This is a genomic window from Corynebacterium sp. HMSC064E07 (genome assembly GCF_001815745.1).
Classification (GTDB): domain Bacteria; phylum Actinomycetota; class Actinomycetes; order Mycobacteriales; family Mycobacteriaceae; genus Corynebacterium; species Corynebacterium jeikeium_D.
Map to the genome: position 1 here is coordinate 95,672 of NZ_KV821793.1, position 22,200 is coordinate 117,871.

14 protein-coding genes are annotated in these 22,200 nt (G+C 58.1%); 2 read left to right on the top strand and 12 right to left on the bottom strand.

Translation table 11 applies throughout. The annotated features are described in order from the left end of the window. Positions 1 to 9 precede the first annotated feature (9 nt). The 7 genes from HMPREF3053_RS00405 to HMPREF3053_RS00435 form a co-directional block, all read right to left on the bottom strand. Positions 10 to 2,241 carry a 3-hydroxyacyl-CoA dehydrogenase NAD-binding domain-containing protein gene (locus HMPREF3053_RS00405; protein WP_049193177.1) on the bottom strand — a complete coding sequence of 744 codons (2,232 nt, stop codon included), beginning with the start codon at positions 2,239 to 2,241 and terminating at the stop codon, positions 10 to 12. A 74-nt stretch (positions 2,242 to 2,315) separates the two neighbouring features. Continuing rightward, a complete protein-coding gene (locus tag HMPREF3053_RS00410; protein WP_070767103.1) occupies positions 2,316 to 3,551 on the bottom strand; it encodes an acetyl-CoA C-acetyltransferase in 1,236 nt (411 codons plus the stop codon). Between the two features lie 238 nt (positions 3,552 to 3,789). Continuing rightward, entirely contained in the window at positions 3,790 to 6,999 is a 3,210-nt protein-coding gene (locus HMPREF3053_RS00415) for a type I restriction endonuclease subunit R (RefSeq protein WP_070767104.1), read from the bottom strand. Beyond that, on the bottom strand, positions 6,996 to 8,183 hold the full coding sequence (locus HMPREF3053_RS00420) for a restriction endonuclease subunit S (protein WP_070767105.1): 1,188 nt from the start codon (positions 8,181 to 8,183) through the stop codon (positions 6,996 to 6,998). Before HMPREF3053_RS00420 ends, HMPREF3053_RS00415 begins: the two co-directional genes overlap by 4 nt. After that, complete coding sequence (locus tag HMPREF3053_RS00425; protein ID WP_070767106.1) at positions 8,180 to 9,229, bottom strand: virulence RhuM family protein; 1,050 nt, start codon at positions 9,227 to 9,229, stop codon at positions 8,180 to 8,182. The genes HMPREF3053_RS00420 and HMPREF3053_RS00425 overlap by 4 nt, the downstream gene beginning before the upstream one ends. Further along, a complete protein-coding gene (locus HMPREF3053_RS00430; RefSeq protein WP_049191026.1) occupies positions 9,222 to 10,799 on the bottom strand; it encodes a type I restriction-modification system subunit M in 1,578 nt (525 codons plus the stop codon). The genes HMPREF3053_RS00425 and HMPREF3053_RS00430 overlap by 8 nt, the downstream gene beginning before the upstream one ends. Before the next feature lie 99 nt (positions 10,800 to 10,898). Continuing rightward, complete coding sequence (locus HMPREF3053_RS00435) at positions 10,899 to 11,753, bottom strand: class I SAM-dependent methyltransferase (RefSeq protein WP_141758926.1); 855 nt, start codon at positions 11,751 to 11,753, stop codon at positions 10,899 to 10,901. Between the two features lie 93 nt (positions 11,754 to 11,846). Between HMPREF3053_RS00435 and HMPREF3053_RS00440 the strand changes: the two genes are divergently transcribed. Further along, entirely contained in the window at positions 11,847 to 13,025 is a 1,179-nt protein-coding gene (locus HMPREF3053_RS00440) for a glycosyltransferase family 4 protein (RefSeq protein ID WP_070767107.1), read from the top strand. On the opposite strand, the gene HMPREF3053_RS00445 is transcribed toward HMPREF3053_RS00440, so the two are convergent. Beyond that, positions 13,005 to 14,837: an MmpA family trehalose lipid delivery protein gene (locus tag HMPREF3053_RS00445; RefSeq protein WP_070767108.1), complete on the bottom strand. Its 1,833-nt coding sequence runs from the start codon at positions 14,835 to 14,837 to the stop codon at positions 13,005 to 13,007. The genes HMPREF3053_RS00440 and HMPREF3053_RS00445 overlap by 21 nt on opposite strands. 92 nt (positions 14,838 to 14,929) lie before the next feature. After that, entirely contained in the window at positions 14,930 to 16,090 is a 1,161-nt protein-coding gene (locus HMPREF3053_RS00450) for a cell envelope lipid trafficking protein PgfA (protein WP_070601003.1), read from the bottom strand. A gap of 196 nt (positions 16,091 to 16,286) precedes the next feature. Here HMPREF3053_RS00450 and HMPREF3053_RS00455 point away from each other — a divergent pair, with 196 nt between their 5' ends. Then, positions 16,287 to 17,567 (top strand): acyltransferase family protein, encoded by a 1,281-nt coding sequence (locus HMPREF3053_RS00455; protein ID WP_049193188.1) that lies wholly within the window; start codon positions 16,287 to 16,289, stop codon positions 17,565 to 17,567. Between the two features lie 6 nt (positions 17,568 to 17,573). Here the strand turns inward: HMPREF3053_RS00455 and HMPREF3053_RS00460 are convergent, their stop codons facing one another. The 3 genes from HMPREF3053_RS00460 to HMPREF3053_RS00470 all read right to left on the bottom strand — a co-directional run bounded on the left by HMPREF3053_RS00460 (position 17,574) and on the right by HMPREF3053_RS00470 (position 22,076). Continuing rightward, complete coding sequence (locus tag HMPREF3053_RS00460) at positions 17,574 to 21,176, bottom strand: alpha-(1->3)-arabinofuranosyltransferase domain-containing protein (protein ID WP_070767109.1); 3,603 nt, start codon at positions 21,174 to 21,176, stop codon at positions 17,574 to 17,576. A 29-nt stretch (positions 21,177 to 21,205) separates the two neighbouring features. Next, positions 21,206 to 21,400, bottom strand: coding sequence for a DUF2613 domain-containing protein (locus HMPREF3053_RS00465; protein WP_005510537.1), 195 nt, complete (start codon positions 21,398 to 21,400; stop codon positions 21,206 to 21,208). Positions 21,401 to 21,596: 196 nt separating this feature from the next. After that, positions 21,597 to 22,076 carry a universal stress protein gene (locus HMPREF3053_RS00470; protein WP_005510532.1) on the bottom strand — a complete coding sequence of 160 codons (480 nt, stop codon included), beginning with the start codon at positions 22,074 to 22,076 and terminating at the stop codon, positions 21,597 to 21,599. Positions 22,077 to 22,200: the final 124 nt, after the last annotated feature.

Consider the following 22,200-nt stretch of genomic DNA (forward strand, 5'->3'; position numbering starts at 1 on the left):
GGGGTAGCCTTACTTCTTCAGGGACTCCGGAGCGTTGAAGCGCTCACCGTGCTTAGCGGCCAGCTCTTCGGCGCGCTCGACGAAGCCCGCGACGCCGCGGCGCTCCGGGTGAGCTGCGGCCGGGTCGACAACAGTGGCGCCGTCGTAGTTCTTAATGAACTGGCGAGTACCACCGGTCCAGGCCGGGTAGCCGATACCGAAGATGGAGCCGATGTTGCCGTCGGCGTCGTGAAGCAGAACGCCCTCGTCGACGCACTTCTGAGTCTCGATGGCCTCGATGAAGAGCATGCGGTCAACCAGCTCCTGCAGGTCGGTGTCCTCCGGAGCGATCGGGGTGATGTTCAGCTCTTCGCGGAGCTCGTTGAACAGGCCCGGCCAGAGACCGGAGCGCTTGCCGTCGACGTACTCGTAAAAGCCCTTGCCCTCGAGCTTGCCCGGGCGCTCGAACTTGTGCAGCATGGCCTCGACCAGAGCCGGTACGCCGCCCTCGTCCAGGGTCTGGCCTGCAGCCTCGGCGGCAGCGCGGGTCTCGCCAGCGATCTTCTCCATGAGTTTGAGGTTCAGCTCGTCGGCAAGCTGGAGCTGCGGTGCCGGGTAACCAGCCTGGCGACCAGCGGCCTCGATGATGGCCGGGTCGTAGCCCTCAGCGACCATGCGCAGGGCCTCGTTGATGACGGTGCCGATGACGCGGGAGGTGTAGAAACCGCGGGAGTCGGTGACAACAATCGGGATCTTGCGGATTGCAACAGCGAAGTCCAGCGAAGCGGCGAGGATTGCCGGGTCGGTGTTGTCGCCGGAGATGATCTCAATCAGCTGCATCTTGTCCACCGGGGAGAAGAAGTGCAGGCCGATGAAGTCCTTCTCACGCTTGACGTGGGAAGCCAGCTCGGTAATCGGCAGGGTGGAGGTGTTGGAGCCCAGGATGCAGGTCTCCGGAACTGCGGCCTCGATCTCGGCGTGAACCTTGTGCTTGAGGTCGGTGTTCTCGAAGACGGCCTCAATGACCAGGTCGACGTCGGCCAGGTCGTCGTAGGACTCGGTCGGCTTGATGCGGTTCAGCAGTGCTGCGGACTTCTCCTCAGTGGTGCGACCGCGCTTGAGAGCCTTCGCCTCCAGGCCCTCGGAGTAGGACTTGCCGCGCTCGGCGTTCTCCAGGGAAATGTCCTTCAGGACAACTTCCATGCCAGCCTTTGCACACACGTAGGCGATACCTGCGCCCATCATGCCGGCGCCAACAACGGCCACCTTCTTAAACTCACGCTTCGGGTACGGGGTGCCGTCAGCCTGCAGCGGACGGGAGCCGCCGCCCTGAGCGTGGTTGAGGTCGAAGAAGAACGCCTGCATCATGTTCTTCGACTGGGTACCGGTGACCAGTTCGGTGAAGTAGCGGGACTCGATACGCAGTGCGGTGTCGATGTCGACCTGAGAGCCCTCGATGGCAGCCTGCATCGCAAGGCGCGGAGCCTTCATCGGGGAGCCCTTGAGCTGCTTGGTCAGGTTTGCCGGGAAGGACGGCAGGTTCATTGCGAACTTAGGAGTCTTCGGGTCACCGCCTGGGATCTTGAAGCCCTTCTCATCCCACGGCTGTGCGGCCTTGGCGTCTTCGCTGGTCAGCCATGCGCGGGCGGTGTCGATGAGCTGCTCCGGAGCAACAACCTCGTCAACGAGGCCAGCTGCGAGGGCCTTGCCCGGGTTCATCTGAGCGCCGGTCAGAATGACCTTCATCAGCGCGTCCTGAATGCCCAGCATGCGCACGACGCGGGAAACGCCGCCGCCACCCGGCAGCAGGCCGAGGGTGACCTCTGGCAGGCCAATCTTGGAACCGCGGACATCGGCAGCAACGCGGTGGTTAGCAGCCAGCGCGACCTCGAGGCCGCCGCCCAGTGCTGCGCCATTGATGGCAGCAACAATCGGCACCGGGAGCTTCTCCAGGCGACGCAGGGAGGCCTTCATGTCCTCGACCATGCCGAACATGTCAGCTGCATCGTCTTCAGTGGCCTTGGACATCTGCTTGATGTCGCCGCCTGCGAAGAAGGTCTTCTTCGCAGAGGTGATGATGATGCCCTTGATGGAGGTCTCAGAGCCGTCGCCAATTTCGTTTTCCAGGCGCTCCACGGTGGCGCAGATGTCGTCCTGGAAGGTCTTGTTCATGGTGTTGACCGGCGCATTCGGGTCATCCATGGTGAGGGTGACGATTCCGGCGTCGTCCTGATCCCACCGGAACATGTTATCTGTGCTCATAAATCAGTCAGTCCTTTGTGGTTATCGCGGTGTGACCGCGGTAATTGTCGCTGTGAGTTTCGTTCCGGTTTGCTTTAGACGCGCTCGATGATGGTTGCAACACCCATGCCGCCAGCCACGCAGAGCGAGATGAGGGCGTAACGGCCACCGGTGCGGTGCAGCTCGTCGATTGCGGCGCCGGTGATCATGGCACCGGTTGCACCCAGCGGGTGACCCATGGCCATTGCGCCACCGTTGATGTTGAGCTTGTCGTAGTCGATGCCCAGGTTCTGCTGAGCATGCTTGACGACGGCGGCAAACGCCTCGTTGATTTCCCACACGTCGATATCGTCGACCGTCAGGTTGGCCTTGGCCAGAGCCTCGCGAACAGCCGGCTCGATACCGGTGAGCATGATGGTCGGCTCGACACCATTAACGGCGGTGGCGACAACGCGTGCGCGTGGCGTCAGACCCATGTCTGCGCCGGCCTTCTCAGAACCAACCAGAGTCAGTGCAGCGCCGTCGACGATGCCGGAGGAGTTACCTGCGTGGTGGACATGGTTGATGCGCTCAAGCTGCGGGTACTTCTTCAGTGCAACTGCGTCGAAGCCACCCTGCTCGCCCATCATGGTGAAGGCTGCGCGCAGGCCGGCCAGGGACTCTGCGGAGACACCTTCGCGGATGGTCTCATCGCGGTCGAGGATGGTCAGGCCGTTAGCGTCCTTGACTGGGACGACGGAGCGGTCGAAGCGGCCCTCAGACCAAGCCTTTGCGGCACGGGCGTGGGAGAGTGCTGCCATTTCGTCGAGGGACTCGCGGTCAAAGCCGTCGAGCGATGCAATCAGGTCAGCGGAGATACCCTGCGGGACGAAGTCAGTTGCGAACGAGACCTGTGCATCCATTGCCATTGCGCCACCGTCGGACATCATTGGCACGCGGGACATGGACTCCACGCCACCGGCGAGAACGAGCTCGTCCATGCCGGAGCGGACCTTCTGAGCAGCCAAGTTGATGGCGGAGAGGCCGGAAGCGCAGAAGCGGTTGATCTGGACACCGCCGGTGCGGTACGGCAGGCCTGCGGTGAGTGCTGCGGTGCGGGCAATGTCCGCACCCTGGTCGCCGACCGGGCTGACGCAGCCAACGATGAGGTCGCTGATGCGTTCTTCATCCAGCTCCGGGAAGCGGTTGCGAATTTCGTCGATGAGGCCGACGAGAAGTGATACCGGGCGTACCTCGTGGAGGGAGCCGTCCTTCTTGCCCTTGCCGCGCGGGGTGCGAATTGCCTCGTAGATGAAGGCTTCGCCGCCCGGCTGAATGGTGGCGGAAGTCATGTGTTTTTACCTCACAGATTCGTCGTAAAGTGTCGTGCGTCACTCTATAACGAATGGCGGATTGCCGGGGGTGATTTGAGGGGTGCTGGGGAGAAAGTTGACTCGCCGTAGTCTCTCACCTGGGGGTATGGGAGAAACCGGGGGTAATTACATAAGTAGTTTTAAACACAGCTTCGCGGAAGCGAGGCGGTAACGGTCTGCCATGTGAAGGCCCAATCGTTACGCCCGCCCGCAACCATCAAGCCGCCTCTCCATCATCCTCCGCGAACCCCAAGTTCCGATAGCGCTCGACAAAGGCCTGGATGCGCTGCAGCACCCGTGTCTTGACCTTTTCACGCTCATTACCTGGGGTAAACCGCGACATTGGCGGAAGAATTCGAACAATTCCGGTGCCAAGCGTGCTGACAATGCCGGTGGTCAGCGCCTCTTCAATAAAAGATTGCGCCGTGGGCATCCGCAGCTTCTCTTCAGTGATAATCGCATTGAGCTCTGCCGTGCGTTTGGTTCTGATGAATTCCTCCCACTGCTCGTCAACAGGCTGTGTCAGGCTCACTGTGTTGACGAACTCTTCAATCAGATCGCGCTTGTTCCGCAGCGATGGGCTGGAGTTTGCAGCACGGGAAATCTGAGCACGAATTTCTTCGCTTTCGTCGCTGCCGTGGGTTTCACGGTATTGCTCGACGAGCATGAGAATGTAGTCGACGTTGATCTCGACCTGCTTAATCAGCTCCATCTCGAAGACCACATCGTCGTTAATGGATTCCCGGTCCCCGTCGCTTTCAGTACGGAATTCCGCGAACAGGTCGAGGTAGATACTGCGGTAGTCCTGCTCCTGGCGAGGCGTCAACAGCGCGTCATCAGCGAATTGGTCGAAGGAAGTCAGGATGTTTTGGACACGCAGAATCGCGCCGAAAAGCTTGATGAACTCCTTCTTCGCCTTCTCGCCAACAATGACCTTATCCAGCGGGTATTCCTGGAGCAGTCGCTTCACTAGCTTGGCATATTCGGCAAAGTACTCAGCGTAGGGCTTAAGCAGTACCACGCTTTGCGCCTTGGTATCGCCGAAGAGCCGCAGTGCCTGATTTGTGGCGTCTTCAAGGTCTCGGAAGCAGACAATGTTGCCGTACGTCTTGACGGAATTGAGGATTCGGTTGGTACGCGAGAATGCCTGAATCAACCCGTGGTATTTCAGATTCTTGTCCACGAACAGCGTGTTCAAGGTAGTGGCGTCGAATCCGGTGAGGAACATGTTGACCACGATGGTCATATCGACTTCCCTGTTCTTCATTCGCAGGGAGAGGTCTTTGTAGTAGTTCTGGAATTTCTCGGCTGAGGTGTCGTAGTTGGTCTTGAAATATCCGTTGTAGTCGGCAATCGCCGCTTCCAGGTAATCGCGCGCAACCTTGGGTAGCTGCTCGGGCTCCATGCCCTCTTCAAGGAGCAGGCCTGTCTCGTCGGCCACAGCAGTAGCTGCCGGATCGCTCTTCGTTTCGCTTGACGACGGAAGCGTCGGTGACTCATCCTTTTCGGCCTCATTTGGCGCGAATGAGTAAATCATGGCAATCTTCAGGCGCTCTGCTTCTGGCAGTGACGCTTGCGCTTCTTTGAAGAGGTTGTAGTAGGTGTAGGCAGCATCGACAGAAGCGGTGGCGAAGATAGCGTTGAAGCCACGAACTCGTTGCTCTTTCTTGATTTCCTTGATTCGACCGCGGTGTCGGGCCTTTGCTGAGGCGGATACGTTTTCGACAACACGGTGTTCGTAGAAGGATTCCCGCTTCGTCTTCTGGGCGAAGTGCTCGAGCGTGTAGGCAACGACGTTTTTCAAGCGTGGCTCCGCCAGGAGTGCGCCTTCGGTGTCGATGCCTGTGACTTCCTTGTCCTTAACGTTGCCAACCGAGATGGTGTTGACGTAGTCAATCCGGAAGGGCAGGACATTCTTATCAGTGATGGCGTCAACGATGGTGTAGGCGTGGAGTCGTTTGCCGAACGCCTGCTCGGTGGTTTTGAGGTTGGCCTTGGTGCCGCTGGTGGAGTTGTCGGCGAAGATGGGCGTTCCGGTGAAACCGAAGAGGTTGTATTTCTTGAACGCCTTCGTGATGGCAGTGTGCATGTCACCGAATTGGGAGCGGTGGCATTCGTCGAAGATGATGACCACGTGCTTGCTGTAGACATCGTGGTGTTTGTTGCCTGCGATGAAGTTCGACAGCTTCTGAATTGTGGTGATGATGATGGCCGCATCGTCGTCTTCCAGCTGCTTCTTCAGCACGGCGGTCGAGGTGTTGGAGTTCGCAGCACCCTTTTGGAAGCGGTCGTATTCACGCATGGTCTGGTAGTCGAGGTCCTTGCGGTCGACGACAAAAAGGACCTTATCTACATGCGAAAGTTTGCTAGCCAGCTGTGCTGCCTTGAATGAGGTGAGGGTTTTCCCCGAACCGGTCGTGTGCCAGATGTAGCCGCCGGCCTCCGTGGTGCCAAGGCGTTCACGATAGTTATTGGAAATCTCAATTCGTTGCAGAATCTTCTCAGCAGCGACAATCTGGTACGGGCGCATCACCAGTAGTTCTTCCGCGGCGGTGAAGACGCAGAACTTAGTCAGAATATTGAGAAGCGAGTGCTTGGACAGGAATGTCTTAGTGAAGCCAACAAGATCCCGGATGGGTTGGTTGTTTGCGTCAGCCCACCACGATGTGAATTCAAAGCTCTTAGCACCGCGTGCTGGGCGGCCTTTTCCTCCCGTTTCCTTGATGTGCAGTTCACGGGTGGTGTTGGAGTAGTACTTGGTCAGCGTGCCGTTACTGATGACAAACAGCTGCACATAATCGAACAAACCGTCGCCAGACCAGAAAGAGTCACGCTGGTAGCGCCTGATCTGGTTAAAGGCTTCACGCAGCTCTACGCCACGACGCTTGAGTTCGATATGCACCATGGGAAGGCCATTGACCAGGATGGTGACGTCGTAACGATTGGAGTGTTTCGCACCGCTTTCGCCCTTTTCCACCTCGTACTGGTTAATGACCTGCAGCCGGTTGTTATGGATATTTGCTTTATCCAGCAGTCGGATGTTTTTGCTTGTGCCGTCGTCACGCGTAAGAACCTGAATGTGGTCTTCGTGGATGCGACGGGTCTTTTCCTTGATTCCGTCGTTGGCGCTGGTGATGCAGGTGCGATAGAACCGTTCCCATTCCGCGTCGCTGAAGGTGACGTGGTTGAGGGTTTCTAGTTGGCGGCGAAGGTTGGCAACGAGATCTGCTTCGCTGTGGATAGGCAGGTAGTCGTAGGCCTGCGACTGGAGGATGTCGATGAGTTCTTGCTCCAGTTGCGCCTCAGTTTGGTAGTCCTCCGAGGTGCGCTCCTCGGCCTGGTACTCCGCGACGACGGTACTCTCCTCACCGACAGCAATCGGGTCGTACTTGGTTACTCGTCGCTTGCCGACGCCGTCCTGGTTCATGCTGCCAATTCCTTAAAAGTCAGTAGTTGATCCCGGTAGTACTCGTACTGCTTCCGGCGAGCTTCAATCTCGGCAGGCAGGCCGGAGGTGAGGTCGTTCACGAGTGCATCGAACTTGTCGAGAATATTCACGATGCGCTGCTGTTCTTCGAGGAGAGGAAAAGATATTTCGGTTCTTAGGAGACGGTTGTTATATAAACGGCGAATTGTACCTCCGTCTGTTTTCCAATCAATAGTCTTATACCAATGTTTTAAGTAAGAATTAAGCACTAAGGATTCATTGTTATCAATCCATACAATATTTGAATCCTGATAGTATGCGTCCTCTCCTAAGTATTCAACAGTTCTTCCGATGGTTCCAGAAGCGGAAATTAAAATTGATCCAGGTTTTGGGAAAGGGTGTTTGCTTTTATATTCTTCGAATATTTCCCGAGAAATGAAGGAGTCTGGAGTTGTTCCAAAAGTGCCGATTTTGTAAAAAGGGATATCGCCATTCGGGGTAGTTTGAGACTTGAGTATGCGTTTGCACATGCATACATTGCCGATTTCTCTCAATGTTACTCGCCGGACTCCTCTCTCTCTCTCGGTAAACGTCAGCAGTTGGTCACGATAAAACTCATACTGCTTTCTCCTCGCTTCCAGCTCCGCTTCCAGCTCCGCTTCCAGCGATTGGAAGGTGTCGAGGATTCTTACAATTTCTTGTTGAACTCGAAAGGGTGGTTGTGGCACTCGGTAATCAAGAATCTTTTTCTTGTTTCCACGTGGCATTTTTCCGCCTGTGGCATGAGAATTATTAAAGTTAAAAAACTTGTCACTGGAGAGTACGTAAAAGAGGAATTCTGGCATTAGGGATTTAGAAGAGCTGTCCGAAATTCTTATTGCAAGCACATCGCCACTGCAACCTCCACTATTGCTGGATAGCCAGATCTTCTTTAAGTATGGCCTAATATTTCCGAGTAGAATGTCGCCAATTTTGTAAGCCGTAACTTTACTAGTGTTCGGGCCTCTAGTTGTCTTTATTTTTCCTCGTTTGTTTTGAAGTAGGTTTTCGACGCCCACGAAGTTATCGGCAGTAAGTACCGAAGCATCAACCTTTTCTTTCACATAGTGGGCTACCTCGCCCAGCGGCTTGTACTCCACACCATTCGGGCAGAGTTCCTCGATGAGCTTTTCGATCTGGTTCACTTCTGCTCCTTCGGTGGTTGCTGAATCTGTTTCTGAACTGCAGTGATTTCCTTGAGATAATCCCGTTCCACGCCACTGGGTTGGGTATCCATCACAGTTTTGTACTTCTCGTATTCCTCATGGGCCTTCTGTACAGCTTGGCGGTGGGAAACCGTTCCTTCTCCCTCCAAAGACTTGCCACCCATGGCCGCAATCATTGTGGTGAGGTGATCCATCCAGTCCGCCATATACGTTGGCTGGTGCATCTGCGCACGGAATTCTGCCGCATCGAAGTAGGCAGAAACCAAGGTATTCAGGCGTTTTAGTTCGTCCTCGGCAAGGTAGTTTTTGGCAATCTCCACCTCGGCCTTGGTGATGCGCTCGCCCTTCCAATTCGTCAACCCCATGTTTGGCTTTGTGGCATCCGAACGCTCGTAAACCACCTCGGCTGCCGTGTGGCCGTGAGCACCAAAATGAAGCTTATTCTGGACTGTCGCAAAGAACTTCTTACTCACAGCGGCCCGCGGGTCGTAATCCACGCTGGTGGCATACAAGTCTAGAACCTGACGATGAATGACCTTCTCGCTAGAGCGAATGTCACGAATACGCTCCAGCAATTCACGCCAGTACGTTCCGCCTCCGCCCTCTTTCAGCCGCTCATCGTCCATGGCGAAGCCCTTAATCAGGTATTCGCGCAAAACCCCTAGTGCCCACTGTCGGAACTGAGTACCCCGAAAGGACCTCACTCGGTAGCCCACGGAGATAATCACGTCGAGGTTGTAGTGCTCCCGCTCGCGCGAAACTTCCCTTGAACCTTCGAGTTGAACTGTTCGGAATTTCCGAACAGTTGCCTCTGACCTGGGAAGCTCACCTTCCGCAAACACATTCCTAATATGTTCGGAGACGTTCGCCTTTGACGATTGAAACAGCTCCACCATCTGGGCCTGAGTGAGCCACACGGTTTCGTCGACAAGCCGTACCTCAATGCGAGTAGCGCCGTCGTCCGTGCGGAACATCACCAGCTCGCCCGCAGACGCCATGCTCATGTCGCCGTTCGTGTCAGACATCGGTGCGGGTTCCCTCAAGATCTGCCACAATCTCATCGATGGCCTCGCGCAGCTGACGCTGGCGCTCCACGATGCCAACAATCTGCTTATTCAGCTCCACGATGTCAATGACCTCGCGGGTGTCCTCCGGCTCGACATAGGAGGAAACCGCGATGTTGTAGTCGTTTTCTGCAATCTCCTCAGCGGGCACCAGCTTGGTGAAATACTCCACATCCTCGCGGGCAGTGAAGGAATCCAGAATCTTCTTCTGATTCTTCTCATTTAGTCGGTTCTTGTTGCCACTTCGCTCAAACTCTGCGGAGGCATCGATGAAGAGAACCGAATTGTCCTTTTTCGACTTCTTCAACACGATGATGCAGGTCGCGATGGTAGTGCCGAAGAAAAGATCCGGCGGCAACTGGATAACCGTATCCACATAGTTGTTATCCACCAGGTACTTGCGGATTTTCTTCTCCGCGCCGCCACGGTAAAGCACACCGGGGAACTCAACAATTGCGGCAGTGCCGTTCGTCGCAAGCCACGAGAGAATATGCATCGTAAAAGCCAAATCGGCCTTCGATTTCGGGGCCAGGACGCCCGCCGGTGCGTAGCGTGGATCGTTAATCAGCAGAGGATTGTTGTCGCCCTCCCACTTGATGGAGTAGGGCGGGTTGGACACGATTGCCTCAAACGGCTGGTTATCCCAGTGTGCAGGTTCGGTGAGGGTATTGCCCAGCGCAATGTCGAAATTATCGAAGTTCACATCGTGCAGGAACATGTTGATGCGTGCCAAGTTATACGTGGTCAGGTTGATTTCCTGGCCGTAGTAGCCCTCGCGGACACCGCCTTCGCCAAGCACCTTCTTGAATTTCAACAGCAGCGAACCAGAGCCGACAGCTGGGTCGTACACCCTGTTCACGCTCTTCTTTCCCACCACGGTAATCCGGGTCAGCAGCTCAGAGACTTCCTGCGGCGTGTAGTACTCGCCTCCGGACTTGCCTGCCTGAGAGGCGTACATACCCATCAAGTACTCGTAGGCATCACCGAATAGGTCGATGGAGTTGTCATCGGCTTTAACGGTGAGAGGCATATTGCCGATGTGCCTCATCAGATCGTAAATCTTGTTATTGCGTTCGATGACCGAGTTGCCAAGCTTGTTGCTGTCTAGGTTGATGTCGTCGAAAAGCCCTTGAAGATCGCTTTCGCTAGCGGTGCCTTTTGCAGATGCTTCGATATTTTTGAATACCTGCTGCAGTCGTTCATTGAGGTTCTCGCGGTAGTGCTCGTCAGCCGCCTGCTTGCAGACGTTGGTAAACAACTCAGAGGGCACAATGAAGTAGCCCTTTTCCTCGACAATGCTGGCCCGGCCCCACTCGGCATCCTCGTCAGAAAGGGAAGCGTAGTCCGCGTCCTCATTTCCAGCGGCACGTTCGCCGTCATCGATGTACTCGGTGAGCTTCTCCGAGATAAAGCGGTAGAACATCATGCCGAGCACATAAGACTTAAAATCCCAACCATCCACGCTGCCACGCAAGTCGTTGGCGATGTTCCAAATAGTCCTGTGCAGCTGTGCCCGGTCTGCGTCACTCATAGTGAAAATCCCCGCTCAATCAGTAAAAATGCTTGAGTTTCCAGTCTAGTGGCAGACGATACGAAGTCAGGGGAGCACGCTCCGGGAGAAACTGACCCCCTACCGCTTCCGCAGCACCAACACCAGGTTCGACACCGCGAACTCGCGCAGCACCGGCACGTGCACCATCCACCAGGCCCACCACGGGTGGTAGCGCGGGAAAGCGGCCAGCAGCTCGCAGTCGCCGGCCTCCGCGGCAGCGCGCGCCCACTTCAATCCTTCACCGCAACCGACCTTGAACAGGGACTCGCCAAAATAGTTCTTCGGTCGCTTGCCGTGCTTCTTCTCATACATGCGCCGCGCGCGGTCGCCACCCAGGTAATGCGTCATCCTCATCTCGTGGCCGCCGAACGGGCCGTACCAAATGGTGTACGAGTAAACGACCAGTCCGCCCGGCTTGGTTACACGCAGCATTTCCTCGCCCATCGTCCATGGCTCGGGCACGTGCTCGGCGACATTCGACGAGTACGTCAGGTCAAACGCGTCATCGCGAAACGGCAGTTCCAGCCCCGATCCGCGTACCGACGACTCCAGCTTGATACCCGCCGCCGCCATCTCGCCCACATCGGGTTCGCAGGTGTAATATTCCACGCCACGCTGGGCAAATGCTCGGCCAAAGTACCCAGGGCCGCCGCCGACATCAAGGATGCGCTTGCCACGCAGTGCGGTATTCGTCGTAACGCTTGACGACGTGCCCCCTGTGTCCGTCGACCCCGCCGCACCATCCGCCCCAGCTGCGATGCCTTCCAACAGGCCGATGGTGTCCTCGGCCAGGTGCCCGTAGAAGATATCGGGATCGGTTTGCTCGTATTTGAAGTCGTTGAGCAGCCCGAATGAGCGCGACAGCGTAGCAAAGCTGCGTAGCTCTTTCAGAGCGGGCGGGACGATAAAAGCGGGAAAGCGAAAGCTGGTCACGTCAAACAATCTAATGGACTGGTTGGGTTTGGGAGTATGGATTTGAGCTAAAGCGGCAACGAAAGCCGCGCCGAGCGTTAGGCTCATATTGTTATGAAAATCTTACTGTTGTGTTGGCGCGACACTGGTCATCCCGAAGGTGGAGGTAGTGAGCGCTATTTGGAGCGCGTCGCAGGTTACCTTGCCGACCAAGGTCACACCGTGGTGTTCCGCACGGCCAACTACCCAGACGCACCAGCCCTTTCGCGTCGTGATGGCGTGACTTTCTCCCGCGCTGGTGGAAACTTCTCCGTCTACGTGCGCTCCTGGACCGCGATGCTGGGTGCGCGACTTGGTGTGGGGCCAATTGCCAAGGCACTCGGCGGCAAGCCGGATGTCGTGGTCGACACCCAAAACGGTGTCCCCTTCTTCGCGCGGATTTTCTCCGGCGCACCGACGGTGCTGCTAACACATCACTGCCACCGCGAACAGTGGCCAGTGGCAGGGCCGATTATTAGCAAGCTGGGGTGGTTCATCGAGTCGCGTCTGTCGCCGATGATTCACCGCCGCTGCCGCTACATCACCGTTTCCGAGCCAAGTGCCGCTGAACTGGAAGAACTCGGAGTGTCGCCGGGGCGCATCGCGGTGATTCGCAATGGTGTGGACCCGATTCCGGAGGAGTTGCAGTCGACCGAAATCATGGCGGACCTATCCGAGTGCGACGGTCCAGCACCGCATTTAGTGACGCTGTCGCGATTGGTTCCGCATAAGCAGATTGAGCACGCCATCGATGTGCTCGCAGATCTTGTGCAGGATCGTCCAGGTGCGATTCTCGATGTTATTGGCTCGGGGTGGTGGCACGACAATCTCGTGGAATATGCCCGTGACAAGGGGGTTTCGGATCACGTGGTCTTCCACGGGCAGGTCACAGAGGCAGATAAACACCGCATCCTCTCCAAGGCGTGTCTGCATCTGATGCCTTCCCGCAAGGAGGGCTGGGGGCTCGCCGTCATCGAATCGGCGCAGCACGGCGTGCCGACGGTCGGTTACCGTTCCTCGGCGGGATTGCGCGACTCGGTCAACGACGGTGAAACTGGCCTGCTGGCCAGCGATGAAGCTGACCTAATTACCAAGACACGACAGATTCTCGATAACGGCGAACTGCATCGCGCAATGTCCAAGGCCTGCGTCGCCCGTGCCGCGGAATTTGGCTGGGACAAGACCGGTGAGGCAGTTCTGAATGTCTTGGAAAACCCAACACTGGATAAGTTGCTACCTGCGGCGGGGCAGTAGCGCTTCCATTACTCCAGTCAGTAGCCCCGCCAGCAGCCCAGCGAGTAGGCAAAGAGTCCAGATTCCAAAGGCTGTCCACGCAGCTGCATAGGCCCCCTGGCTTGGTTGTGTGGCCGGCTCGATAACGCCGGGGACATGGTATAGCTGCAGGTCAGGTGTTTCATAGACGGGGTCTAACGCTGCCACAATGTCAGCGGAGTCGCCGAAGTTGCCGGGCGAATTCTCCACTAGGACCCAGCCAACGCCTTGGTCTCGAAGACTCTGGAGCGCAGACTCAAGCTCCTCGTGTCTCTTCGCACCACCGAGCAGCGTGCGCTCAACGGTTGTGGCTCCCTCGCCAGACACCGACTGCCCAGAGACAATCAGTTCGCCAGAGCTCACCACCGGAGCGGGCAAAATCTTCGTAGCCGGGTCGAGGACAGGACGCCCATTAATAATGCGGTAAGAACCGGCAGGTAGAACCGCAACGCGATCGTCGTCAAGCGCGACCACGCCGGAAACCGCCGACCAGCCCTCCCATGACGGAATGGGGCGAAGTGGAGCGACATCGGCGGGCAGCGTGGGGACAGCGGCGATGATGATGAGCGCGCTGACGCCAGTAGCCAACCACTGGCCGATATTGGCGGTGGCCCCGCGAGCGCGGCGTGCCAGGTATTCCGCACCGCTTGCGGCGAGGATGACATAGGCGGGGACGGCGAGCGCGATCCACTTTTGCGTATCACGAAGCAGGCCCGCGCCCGGGATGTGCTCCAGCGCCCAACCCATCATCAAAATGCCCGGCGTTGTTGCGGCGAGAGCGACGAGCATGATGGCCGTGGCGCCAGTGATAATCAGCCCCCGCCAGCGCTCTTGCGAATGCCAGGCACGACGGAATCCCAGACCCATAAGCACCAGGAGTGCCAGCACCATAATCGCCGAAAAACCAACCTCGCGCGTCAGTGGCACAGCCTGCTTATTCCAGATGCCACCCAATCCCAACAGGCTGCCGAGCGTGCCGACGTGTGCCTCTGCTCTGGCCGCAAATGCGGCAGCGCCAGCCGCATCAGAGGACCCAGCTGCACTCGGGTTCAGCAAAGATGCCACTAGCCACGGTGAACTGACCGCCACTGTTGTGGCCGCAATCCAAGCGCGGTCGCGGTTATTGCGGGCGGCAGCAATGCCGGTGATACCAGCTAAAAGGGCACCGGTCGGTGTGAGGCCCGCAGCGGCAATGGCGCTGGTGCGCCACAAAGCACTACCCATCTGTGTTGCCAGAACAACTGCCGGAAGTAACAATACGGCGATGACCAGTGACCACTGTCCCTGGAGTAAGCGCTCGACCACGAACGGGTTCCAGAGCAGCATCGTCGGTGCGATCAGCTGACTGGCCAAGCTCGGAGTCATGGGGATAAGGCCGGCACTGGATGCGCTACTGGCGCCAGAGCCGCGGCGAGTGAACCTGCGGGCGAGCTCAGCAGCTGCAAGACCACCAATCAAACAGGCGCCGACCATGGCGAAGCGCACCCAATGGCTGGCATCCACAAAGTATCCCAGTGCCCACAGTGCGGTGTCCTGAGGAACAGCTCGTGCCGCAGCGGGGCCGAGCCCCAGGGCCGCGTCGGTAAGCGGTGGGTGATTAGGGATGACCATGTCGCGCAGCAGGAAAATCGGCGCCCCAAAGCGACCATCAGCCGGGGCCTTGAGGGGCGCAAAGAGAGGCCAGCACACGGCAGCGGTCAGTAAGAGAATCCACGACAACACAAAAACCCAGGCGACTCGCTCCGAATGAGAGCGAGCCGACTGGGTCAGAGTAGTGCGGAAACGTTGTGTCACGTGCCCTATATTAAATTATTTTTCGCTTTCCTCAGTGAAACTTAGGGTAAGCGAGAGCATGAGGCATCTTAAGGGCCTCGTGGCTTGGTCTCTTAGGCAGACTTGCTGCGAATGCGGAAGCCAATCACGATGAGAACCAGGCCGAGGATACCGAGGATCCACGGTGCGACAGTGCCACCGATAGTCAGCGACTTACGTGCTTCCTTAGCGCGGTCCATCTGACGGCCCTTGGAGCCTTCGTCCCACTGAGCGGTGTACTTCATCGCGGTACGGTTCTGCTCCTTGGCTTCCTTCTCACGGCCAGCCTTGGAAGCAATTTCTTCCGCTTCCTTGTCGTCCTTGGCGTAGAACATGAACATCTCTTCAGTACCGTTGACAATCACGCCAGAAGTCGGCTCGACGCGGACAGTACGGACGTTGGTGTAGTAACGATCCAACTCGACGTCGTCGTCACCCTCCAGGCCCCACTTGTGAGCCGGGAAGCTCAGGCGCATGGAAGCCAGCGAGGACTTGTCAGCCTCGGTGAGCTTGCGGCCGTCACGAGTGAAGTGCTCGGTCAGGGACTCGTAGAGGTTCTGCGGCGGAATGGTCATGGAGTACTTGTAGACCTTGACGCCATCCTGAGTTTCCTCACCGACGAAGTCAATCTCGAAGTTACGCATCGCCTGGACGTCGTAGTATGGGTAGGACTTCTTCTCAGCACCAAACGGGAACTGGTACTGGATGCCCGGACGGGTGAACGTCGGCGGCTTGGTGTCCGAACCACCCTGCGGTGCGTTAATAGCAACGCTGGAGATCGGGTCATCTACCGGGTACGCAGTGCTGCGGTCGACGGTGATGCGGTCGAGGGTCGCATTGATGAGATTCTTCGGTTCTTCGCGGTCATCGCGCAGCAGAGTGGTACCGACCTGGAGAGTTGCGATCTTGTCGTCAGCCGGCTCCTCGATCTCAACGTGGCGCTTCGACTGCATCGGAGTCTTGTCGTTGATGAAGCAGTGGACCGGGAGGTCGCGCTTCTCTTCGTCCGTCTCTGCCTTGCAACGCGGGTCATTCTTGCGGTTTGGCGTTGGCTCATTCTTGCCCAGCTGGCTGGAGTCCAACAGAGTGCCGTCGCGCACCTCCGTGATGGTGTCGCTCACAGTGTCAAGTGGGATGACCCGGAGGCGAGGCACCAGGAAGGTTGGCAGAAGGACGGCAATGACAATCAATGCAGCACCGATGATAATCAGTGCATGTCCGAGAGTTCTCTTCATCAGCGGATAGTCCTTTAACTGTACGTAACTTTCTGCTGCAAAACCTAGCAGGAAGTTAGGAGTTATGTGGTGTGTTTTTAAAAAATAACTTGTCGGGAAAACAAAAGAGTTTTGGAAAAACCGGCCTGAACAGGACTTATTTCATAATAAAATACAAGTGATTTTACTCATTCCGGTATCCGTGTAAGAAAGTACTATGACGTCCAAGGCATATGCGGCAGCGCCAAACGCTGGGCAAGACACAGTGTCGAGCTCTGTGCCGAACTCTACGCCGAACACTGCATCCAGCTCGGGATCCAACACTGCATCGAGCTCTGCCACCACATTCCGCCCAGGCTTCCTGCCTTCGCTGGAGGGCCTGCGAGCTGTGGCTTCGATGGGCATCATCGGCACGCACGTCGCATTCCAGACCGGGCATGATGTGGGAGCCCTGTGGGAGCGCATCCTCGGCCGCTTCGACTTCTTCGTGGCCGTATTCTTCGTGCTGTCCGGATTCCTGTTGTGGCGTTCTCACCGCTCGGGTTACGGCGGAATTCCCCGTCGTAAAGCATTGTCCGATGCCGACGGCGGACGGAAGAAGAGCTGGGCGAAGTACTACAAGAAGCGCGTCGCGCGCATTATGCCCGCGTACTGGGTGCTAGTGCTTATTGTGCTCATCGCACTGCCGGTGGGGCGCGGCGCGGATCTCAAGATTTGGCTAACAAATCTGACGCTGACACAGGTGTATTTCTCCGGCTCGCTGCACGGTGGGTTGACGCACCTGTGGTCGTTGTCGGTGGAGGTCGCGTTCTACATCTCGCTGCCGCTGTTTGCCATTGGGCTTAGCCGGTTGGACCCGCATCGCCAGCAGGGGTGGCGCATAGTGGCGATTTCCCTGCTCGCGATCTTGAGCTTCGGCTGGCCCTACCTGCCACTGCCGTACCCAGAAGGCGTTAACCCACATATTCAGCCGATTGCCTACTTTTCCTGGTTCGCAGCTGGCATGATTCTTGCCGAGCTGGAATCGCTCCAGGGCGTCGATACCGATGCCGCCCGCGCGAAGGTGGAGACCATGCAGCGCTGGGCACGCCGCCGTTCGCTGTGGCTGGCAATCGCCGTTGGTGCGCTGGTTCTGGCTTCCTACCTGGGGCCCGAAGGGCTAGTCGAGCTCACCAACTGGGAATTCACCCGCCGCCTGCTGTGCGGTCTGGTCTTCGGTGCCGCCATCATCGGCCCCTGGACGATAGCGCCGGAGTCTCGCTTCCTCGAACACCCCATCATGCAGGCGCTAGGGCGCTGGTCGTACGGTATCTTCCTCTGGCATGTGGCGATGCTCTCCATTGCATTCCCGCTGCTTGGCGTGAAGCTGTTCACCGGACATCTGCTCAGTGTCACCATTGTCACGGTCGCACTGTCGATTCCGGTGGCCGCCGCCTCCTACGCGCTCGTCGAGGAACCTGCCCGCCGCTTCTTCGCACGCGTCTGGGTCAACCGCTAACGGCTTTTAATCAGCGGTGTTGTCGGTGTCGTCATCAGCACCGCCACCGGAAAGCATCGAGCAGCACGCCACGATCGTCAGCGCCGCCGTCAGCAGTAACTGAAGCGGCCAGCCGGCACCGGCGTAGTCATCCTTTGGCCATGGGTTCGCCGCCAGCACCAAGCCCGCAATCGACATCATCGCAGCAAGCGCCACAATTAGTGCATTTCGCACGTTCAGCCATGGTTTGACGACGTCCCCACGCTTCCGTGCCCAGAAAACCGCACCAAGGGTAGCGGCAACCACCACGAGGGCAACGACCACGCCAGGCCAGCTGGATACCAGGGTCACTGTCGCGGCAGCCGCAATGCCAATAGCCGCCCGCGGCAAGTCATTGCCCAGCGAAGATGCGGGAATCGGGGTGGTGAGAGCGAATCGTCGCCAAGCGAAAGCCAGCCCCACAGCGACCAGTGCGTACACAGCTGCGAGTGCGCCGCCTGCGAGGATTCCAGTACGCCAGGTCTGCTGCGGTGGATAGGTCAGCTCGACTGCACCACCAATTCCAGCCGGAATCGTCCAACCCTGCTGCCAACCAGAGACCGTTACCGGCTTCATGGGGGCACCTCCGACACGAAGCTCGTGGCCAGCATTGACAGAGATTGGCAACCACACGATGCGATCGTGGTCGGCAGCGTCAATAGGATTGTTCAGGTCGATTGGCGTGGCTTTCTGCTGCTCAGCTGACGGTGCGAAGTAGTCAGTCGAGGTGAGCGATACCCAATCGGACTTGGCATCGATGCGCCATGGCCCCGGCGAGAGCTCAATCTCTTCACCACAGGTCAGCCCGCGGTGATCAGAACCGTCACCGCGCTGGAGGCTGGCCCACGGGTCTCCGATGCTGCTGCGGCAGGTATCAGCATCGACCTTCACCTTTACCGGCTTCGGAACGGTGAACAGGCGCACCAGCGTGCCCTCGTGAATCTCCTGGCCAAAGACCCAACGCTGAGCCAGCGACGAGGAATTCGGTACCACCGGGACACGAACCGGCGTGAGGTCCTCCGCTATATCCTCGGCGGAAAGTTCCGCCTCTTCATCGGAATCGGGGTTGCTGGATTCGAATGCGTCGAAGCCGGTATCCCGCTTTGGAATCACCAGTCCTAGCTCGGAGATAGCAAAGCCCACAGGAGCAATCTTTGCTGTGATGAGCACAGATGTGGTCTTGCCGCCGGGCAGCGGAATGCGGGTCGTCTCACCCGGGACCAACTGTACGGAGCTGGAAGCTGTATCGGTCTGGATGCGCAGTTGCGCCGGAACGCGAGCACCGGTCAGGCTGAGCACTGCGTTATCGGTCGGTTCCTTCCACGACAGCTTGACCCACTCAGCCTGACTCTTGCCTGCCAGGGGTTCCCACCAGGTGGAGGTGTCGCCGTCGAGCATTGCGTTGACCGAGTGGTCAGCCGATGCACCACCGACGTTGTATGGCTCAGAGGCCGACGATGAAACCTCAATTGTGGCGCGACCCGTTGCTGTCTGGGTTAGCGGCAGTCCCGCGACGGGGTAGTCCGGAACGAGGTTGCGGACATATGAGTCCTCGTCTTCGGCCAGGATTGCCGACTCCGCTCCGACGACTTCACCATAGTTGCGGCCGCGGCGTGCGGGAGTGTCGGTGACAGTGCCGGCGTTCTTACCGGACAGGATGCGCACCGGGGCATCGGAATCGACCTCATCAAGCCGCGGGAGCACTTCAGGACCACCGGCGACCAGCGGCACCTGTGTAGTGTCCACCAACCGCGGCGAAAGGGCGTGATTGCGCAGCTCCTTCGGGCCCGCGCCCCAAATCTGGATAGCGGTATGGCCGTCCTCGTCCGTGAACTCCGCCACCTTTTCCATGGTCGGGGAGTCCTGCAGCGTGGAGGTGATGGCGCGCAGCGAATCGCCCCTCGAGGTAACTCTCAAGTCGTGGCGGACCAGCACATAGCCGATGCCATTGTTGCGCAGGGTGGCATCCAGTGCCGGTACCTCGCGGCCCCGAGTCAGCGAATCGCGCAGACCATCGAGGCCGCGAATCGCCTCTGGGGGCACTAGTGGCACGGTATCGCGGACGGCCCAAGGCACGTCGGCAAGCGGCTGGAGCGGTTCGTCGCGAGTATTGCCCCATGTCTGATCAGCAAACGGCGATGATGGCACCACCAGCGTGCGGGTGTCCTCGCCCTGCTCATTCAGCCAGTCGGCAGCTTCGTGCCAGTAGCCCGGAACCTCGGAAAAACCGCCTGCCGGAGCGAGGCGGGCGCTCCACGCAGGGGCGGTGGCACTGGCGATAACCACCAGAACCAGCATCGATGCGATAGCGCGCGGGTGCTTCTCAGGGTGCAGCCACTGCTGCCAGCCAGTGGCTGCTGAATCGCTCGGCGACTGGTCAGCGCGCTCGTTCTTGTGCTCGTTCGCCGGCTCTCGCCACGGCCATGGCAGCTGGGCTGTCGCATGAGCGAAGCCGATAACAAGTGGCAGGCGCACAATTGTGTCGAATTTGTGCAGGTTGCGTACTGCTGCGAGCGTGGAATCGAGCACCTCTCGAGCCGATTCCCACACCAGCCCGAATGGCTCCGTCCAGGCCGCCACGATGACAAGCCCGATGAGCAGCATCATCAGCCACATCCGACGCAGCGGCAGTGAGCGCATGACCAAGCCAAGCAGACCAATCGCCGCTACGGCCAGAGTGGCGTAAATGAGAATGGGCTCCGCGACCAGCGCATTTCCGCCCACTCGCTCGAAAGAGACAAACGGGGTCCACGAAGTGGAGCCGCGGAGCGTCTCGCCGAGACTCAACCAACGAGTGGTCACGCCGGAGGACTCGATGTAGTCCGTAAACGGTGGTGAGTACTTGCCCAGCAGCAGTAGTGGCACAATCCACCACATGCTGACCGCTGCACACGCAGCCAGCCAACCGCCGAGCATCGCCCACGCACGCCCGCGGCGAGGCCCCGTAAAAGCGAAGAAGAGCAGCATCAGACCTGCGGGGATGCAAGCCGCAGCTGTACTGACCGCATTGACCGCGCCAGTGCACAGTACCGCTAGACCGGACAGCAATACGGCACGGGCAGTCGCACGCCAGGGCAGTTCCTCGCGCCGGGCCGCGACCCGTAGGAGCGGAAGCAGAATCCACGGTGCCAGCGCTACGGGCCAGGTCTCGGACGAAATCGCGCCCAACGTCGTAATCACACGCGGCGACAACGCGTACAATAACGCCGCCAGTACGCGAGAGGTATGCGTGCCGACGCCTATAGCTTCGGCCACGCGATATGCGCCGGTAAAAGCCAAGCAGAGAGTAAGGCTCCACCACAGCGCCTGGATCAGCCAGCCGGGCGCTAGGACATCGGGCAGCAAGCTGAACAGCGCGAAGAATGCGCCCTGCGGAAAGAGATAGCCATATGCCTGGTTTTGGAGCTGTCCCAGTGGCATGGTGTCTGACCACATGTTGAGCGAGGCGGACAAAAACCCGATGGGGTCTTCTGTCAGGTCGTGCTTTGTGTCAGCGACAGTCTTGCCGGGGGACTGGATGAATGCCAGCAGGCACAGCAAAACCCACCAAGGTACAAGCACGCGCTTACGCGCTCGAACAAAGGTGGGCATAGCGTTAAAGGAGGGTTAGCGTTAAGGGCTTAACGCTGACCGTACTCGACACCGCCAAGCAGAGCGTCATCGGTGGAAACAGCCTGTGCTTCCGGAATTCGGTCTTCGGTCAGAGCCTGGCCGATGCCGAAGATAGCGGCACCACCGAGAAGGGCGCCAATGAGCGCCGAGGCCAGGGCAGGGCCAACGCTACGACGCTGCTCGGAATCAGTTTCGTATGCCATGTTGAGGACTCCTCGTGTGCATTAAGTCAATACTGTTTATAAAACTACACTCTGTGACATCTGTAAACCAGTGGAACAGCTGGGAATCTCTCCCTGCCTTGAATTTTGGGTGGTTTCAGCGGTCATTGAGTTTTCTTAGTTGAGAGATTAACCCATTTTCTATCAGCTAAGTAAGTTTTTAAAAATTTTCTAGAAATTATTCCTTTTCCCCCGGAACGACAAGGACCGGGCGGCCAGCATTCTTCAGCAACGCGTCAGAGGTCGAGGCGGTAAACAGACCACGCAAACCAGTCACACCGCGAGTGCCGGAGATAATCACGCCCGCATCGAGGTCGTGAGCTGCATCGACGATGGCCGACCAGATAGTAGTTTCGGTCTCTACCAAGTAAGGCTCGGCGACGAAGCCGGCCTCAGCGGCAATCTGCACACCCTCACGGCAAATACGAACAGCCTCGTCGTGTGCCGGATCGCCGTCTTCAGTAGTGGCATCCCAGTCGGGCTGCATCATGCCGGAGGCGCCAGCAGTGCGAGCAGCAGCACGCTGTAGAGGCTCCCAGGCAGTCAGAATGTAGGCCTTCTTAACGCGCAGCAGTTTTCCGGCGTAGGCCAGCGCCCGCTTGGCTTCGTCGGAGCCGTCATAGGCAATGAGCATGGAATCAGAAATCGGTTCAACCATTTTCAGTTCAATCCTTACGTCAGAGATAGCCGAAAGACTGTCAATAGATACAGAAAAAGAGATGTCGCTGTAGTCCAGGATAGGACAACAGCGACATCGAGTACGTCAATCTTTAAAGCTACTC

Excerpts from the sequence above, each read along its gene's own strand:
- HMPREF3053_RS00405 (WP_049193177.1), bottom strand. The coding sequence starts at position 2,241 with ATGAGCACAGATAACATGTTCCGGTGGGATCAGGACGACGCCGGAATC.
- HMPREF3053_RS00410 (WP_070767103.1), bottom strand. The coding sequence starts at position 3,551 with ATGACTTCCGCCACCATTCAGCCGGGCGGCGAAGCCTTCATCTACGAG.
- HMPREF3053_RS00415 (WP_070767104.1), bottom strand. The coding sequence starts at position 6,999 with ATGAACCAGGACGGCGTCGGCAAGCGACGAGTAACCAAGTACGACCCG.
- HMPREF3053_RS00425 (WP_070767106.1), bottom strand. The coding sequence starts at position 9,229 with ATGTCTGACACGAACGGCGACATGAGCATGGCGTCTGCGGGCGAGCTG.
- HMPREF3053_RS00430 (WP_049191026.1), bottom strand. The coding sequence starts at position 10,799 with ATGAGTGACGCAGACCGGGCACAGCTGCACAGGACTATTTGGAACATC.
- HMPREF3053_RS00440 (WP_070767107.1), top strand. The coding sequence starts at position 11,847 with ATGAAAATCTTACTGTTGTGTTGGCGCGACACTGGTCATCCCGAAGGT.
- HMPREF3053_RS00450 (WP_070601003.1), bottom strand. The coding sequence starts at position 16,090 with ATGAAGAGAACTCTCGGACATGCACTGATTATCATCGGTGCTGCATTG.
- HMPREF3053_RS00455 (WP_049193188.1), top strand. The coding sequence starts at position 16,287 with ATGACGTCCAAGGCATATGCGGCAGCGCCAAACGCTGGGCAAGACACA.
- HMPREF3053_RS00460 (WP_070767109.1), bottom strand. The coding sequence starts at position 21,176 with ATGCCCACCTTTGTTCGAGCGCGTAAGCGCGTGCTTGTACCTTGGTGG.
- HMPREF3053_RS00465 (WP_005510537.1), bottom strand. The coding sequence starts at position 21,400 with ATGGCATACGAAACTGATTCCGAGCAGCGTCGTAGCGTTGGCCCTGCC.
- HMPREF3053_RS00470 (WP_005510532.1), bottom strand. The coding sequence starts at position 22,076 with ATGGTTGAACCGATTTCTGATTCCATGCTCATTGCCTATGACGGCTCC.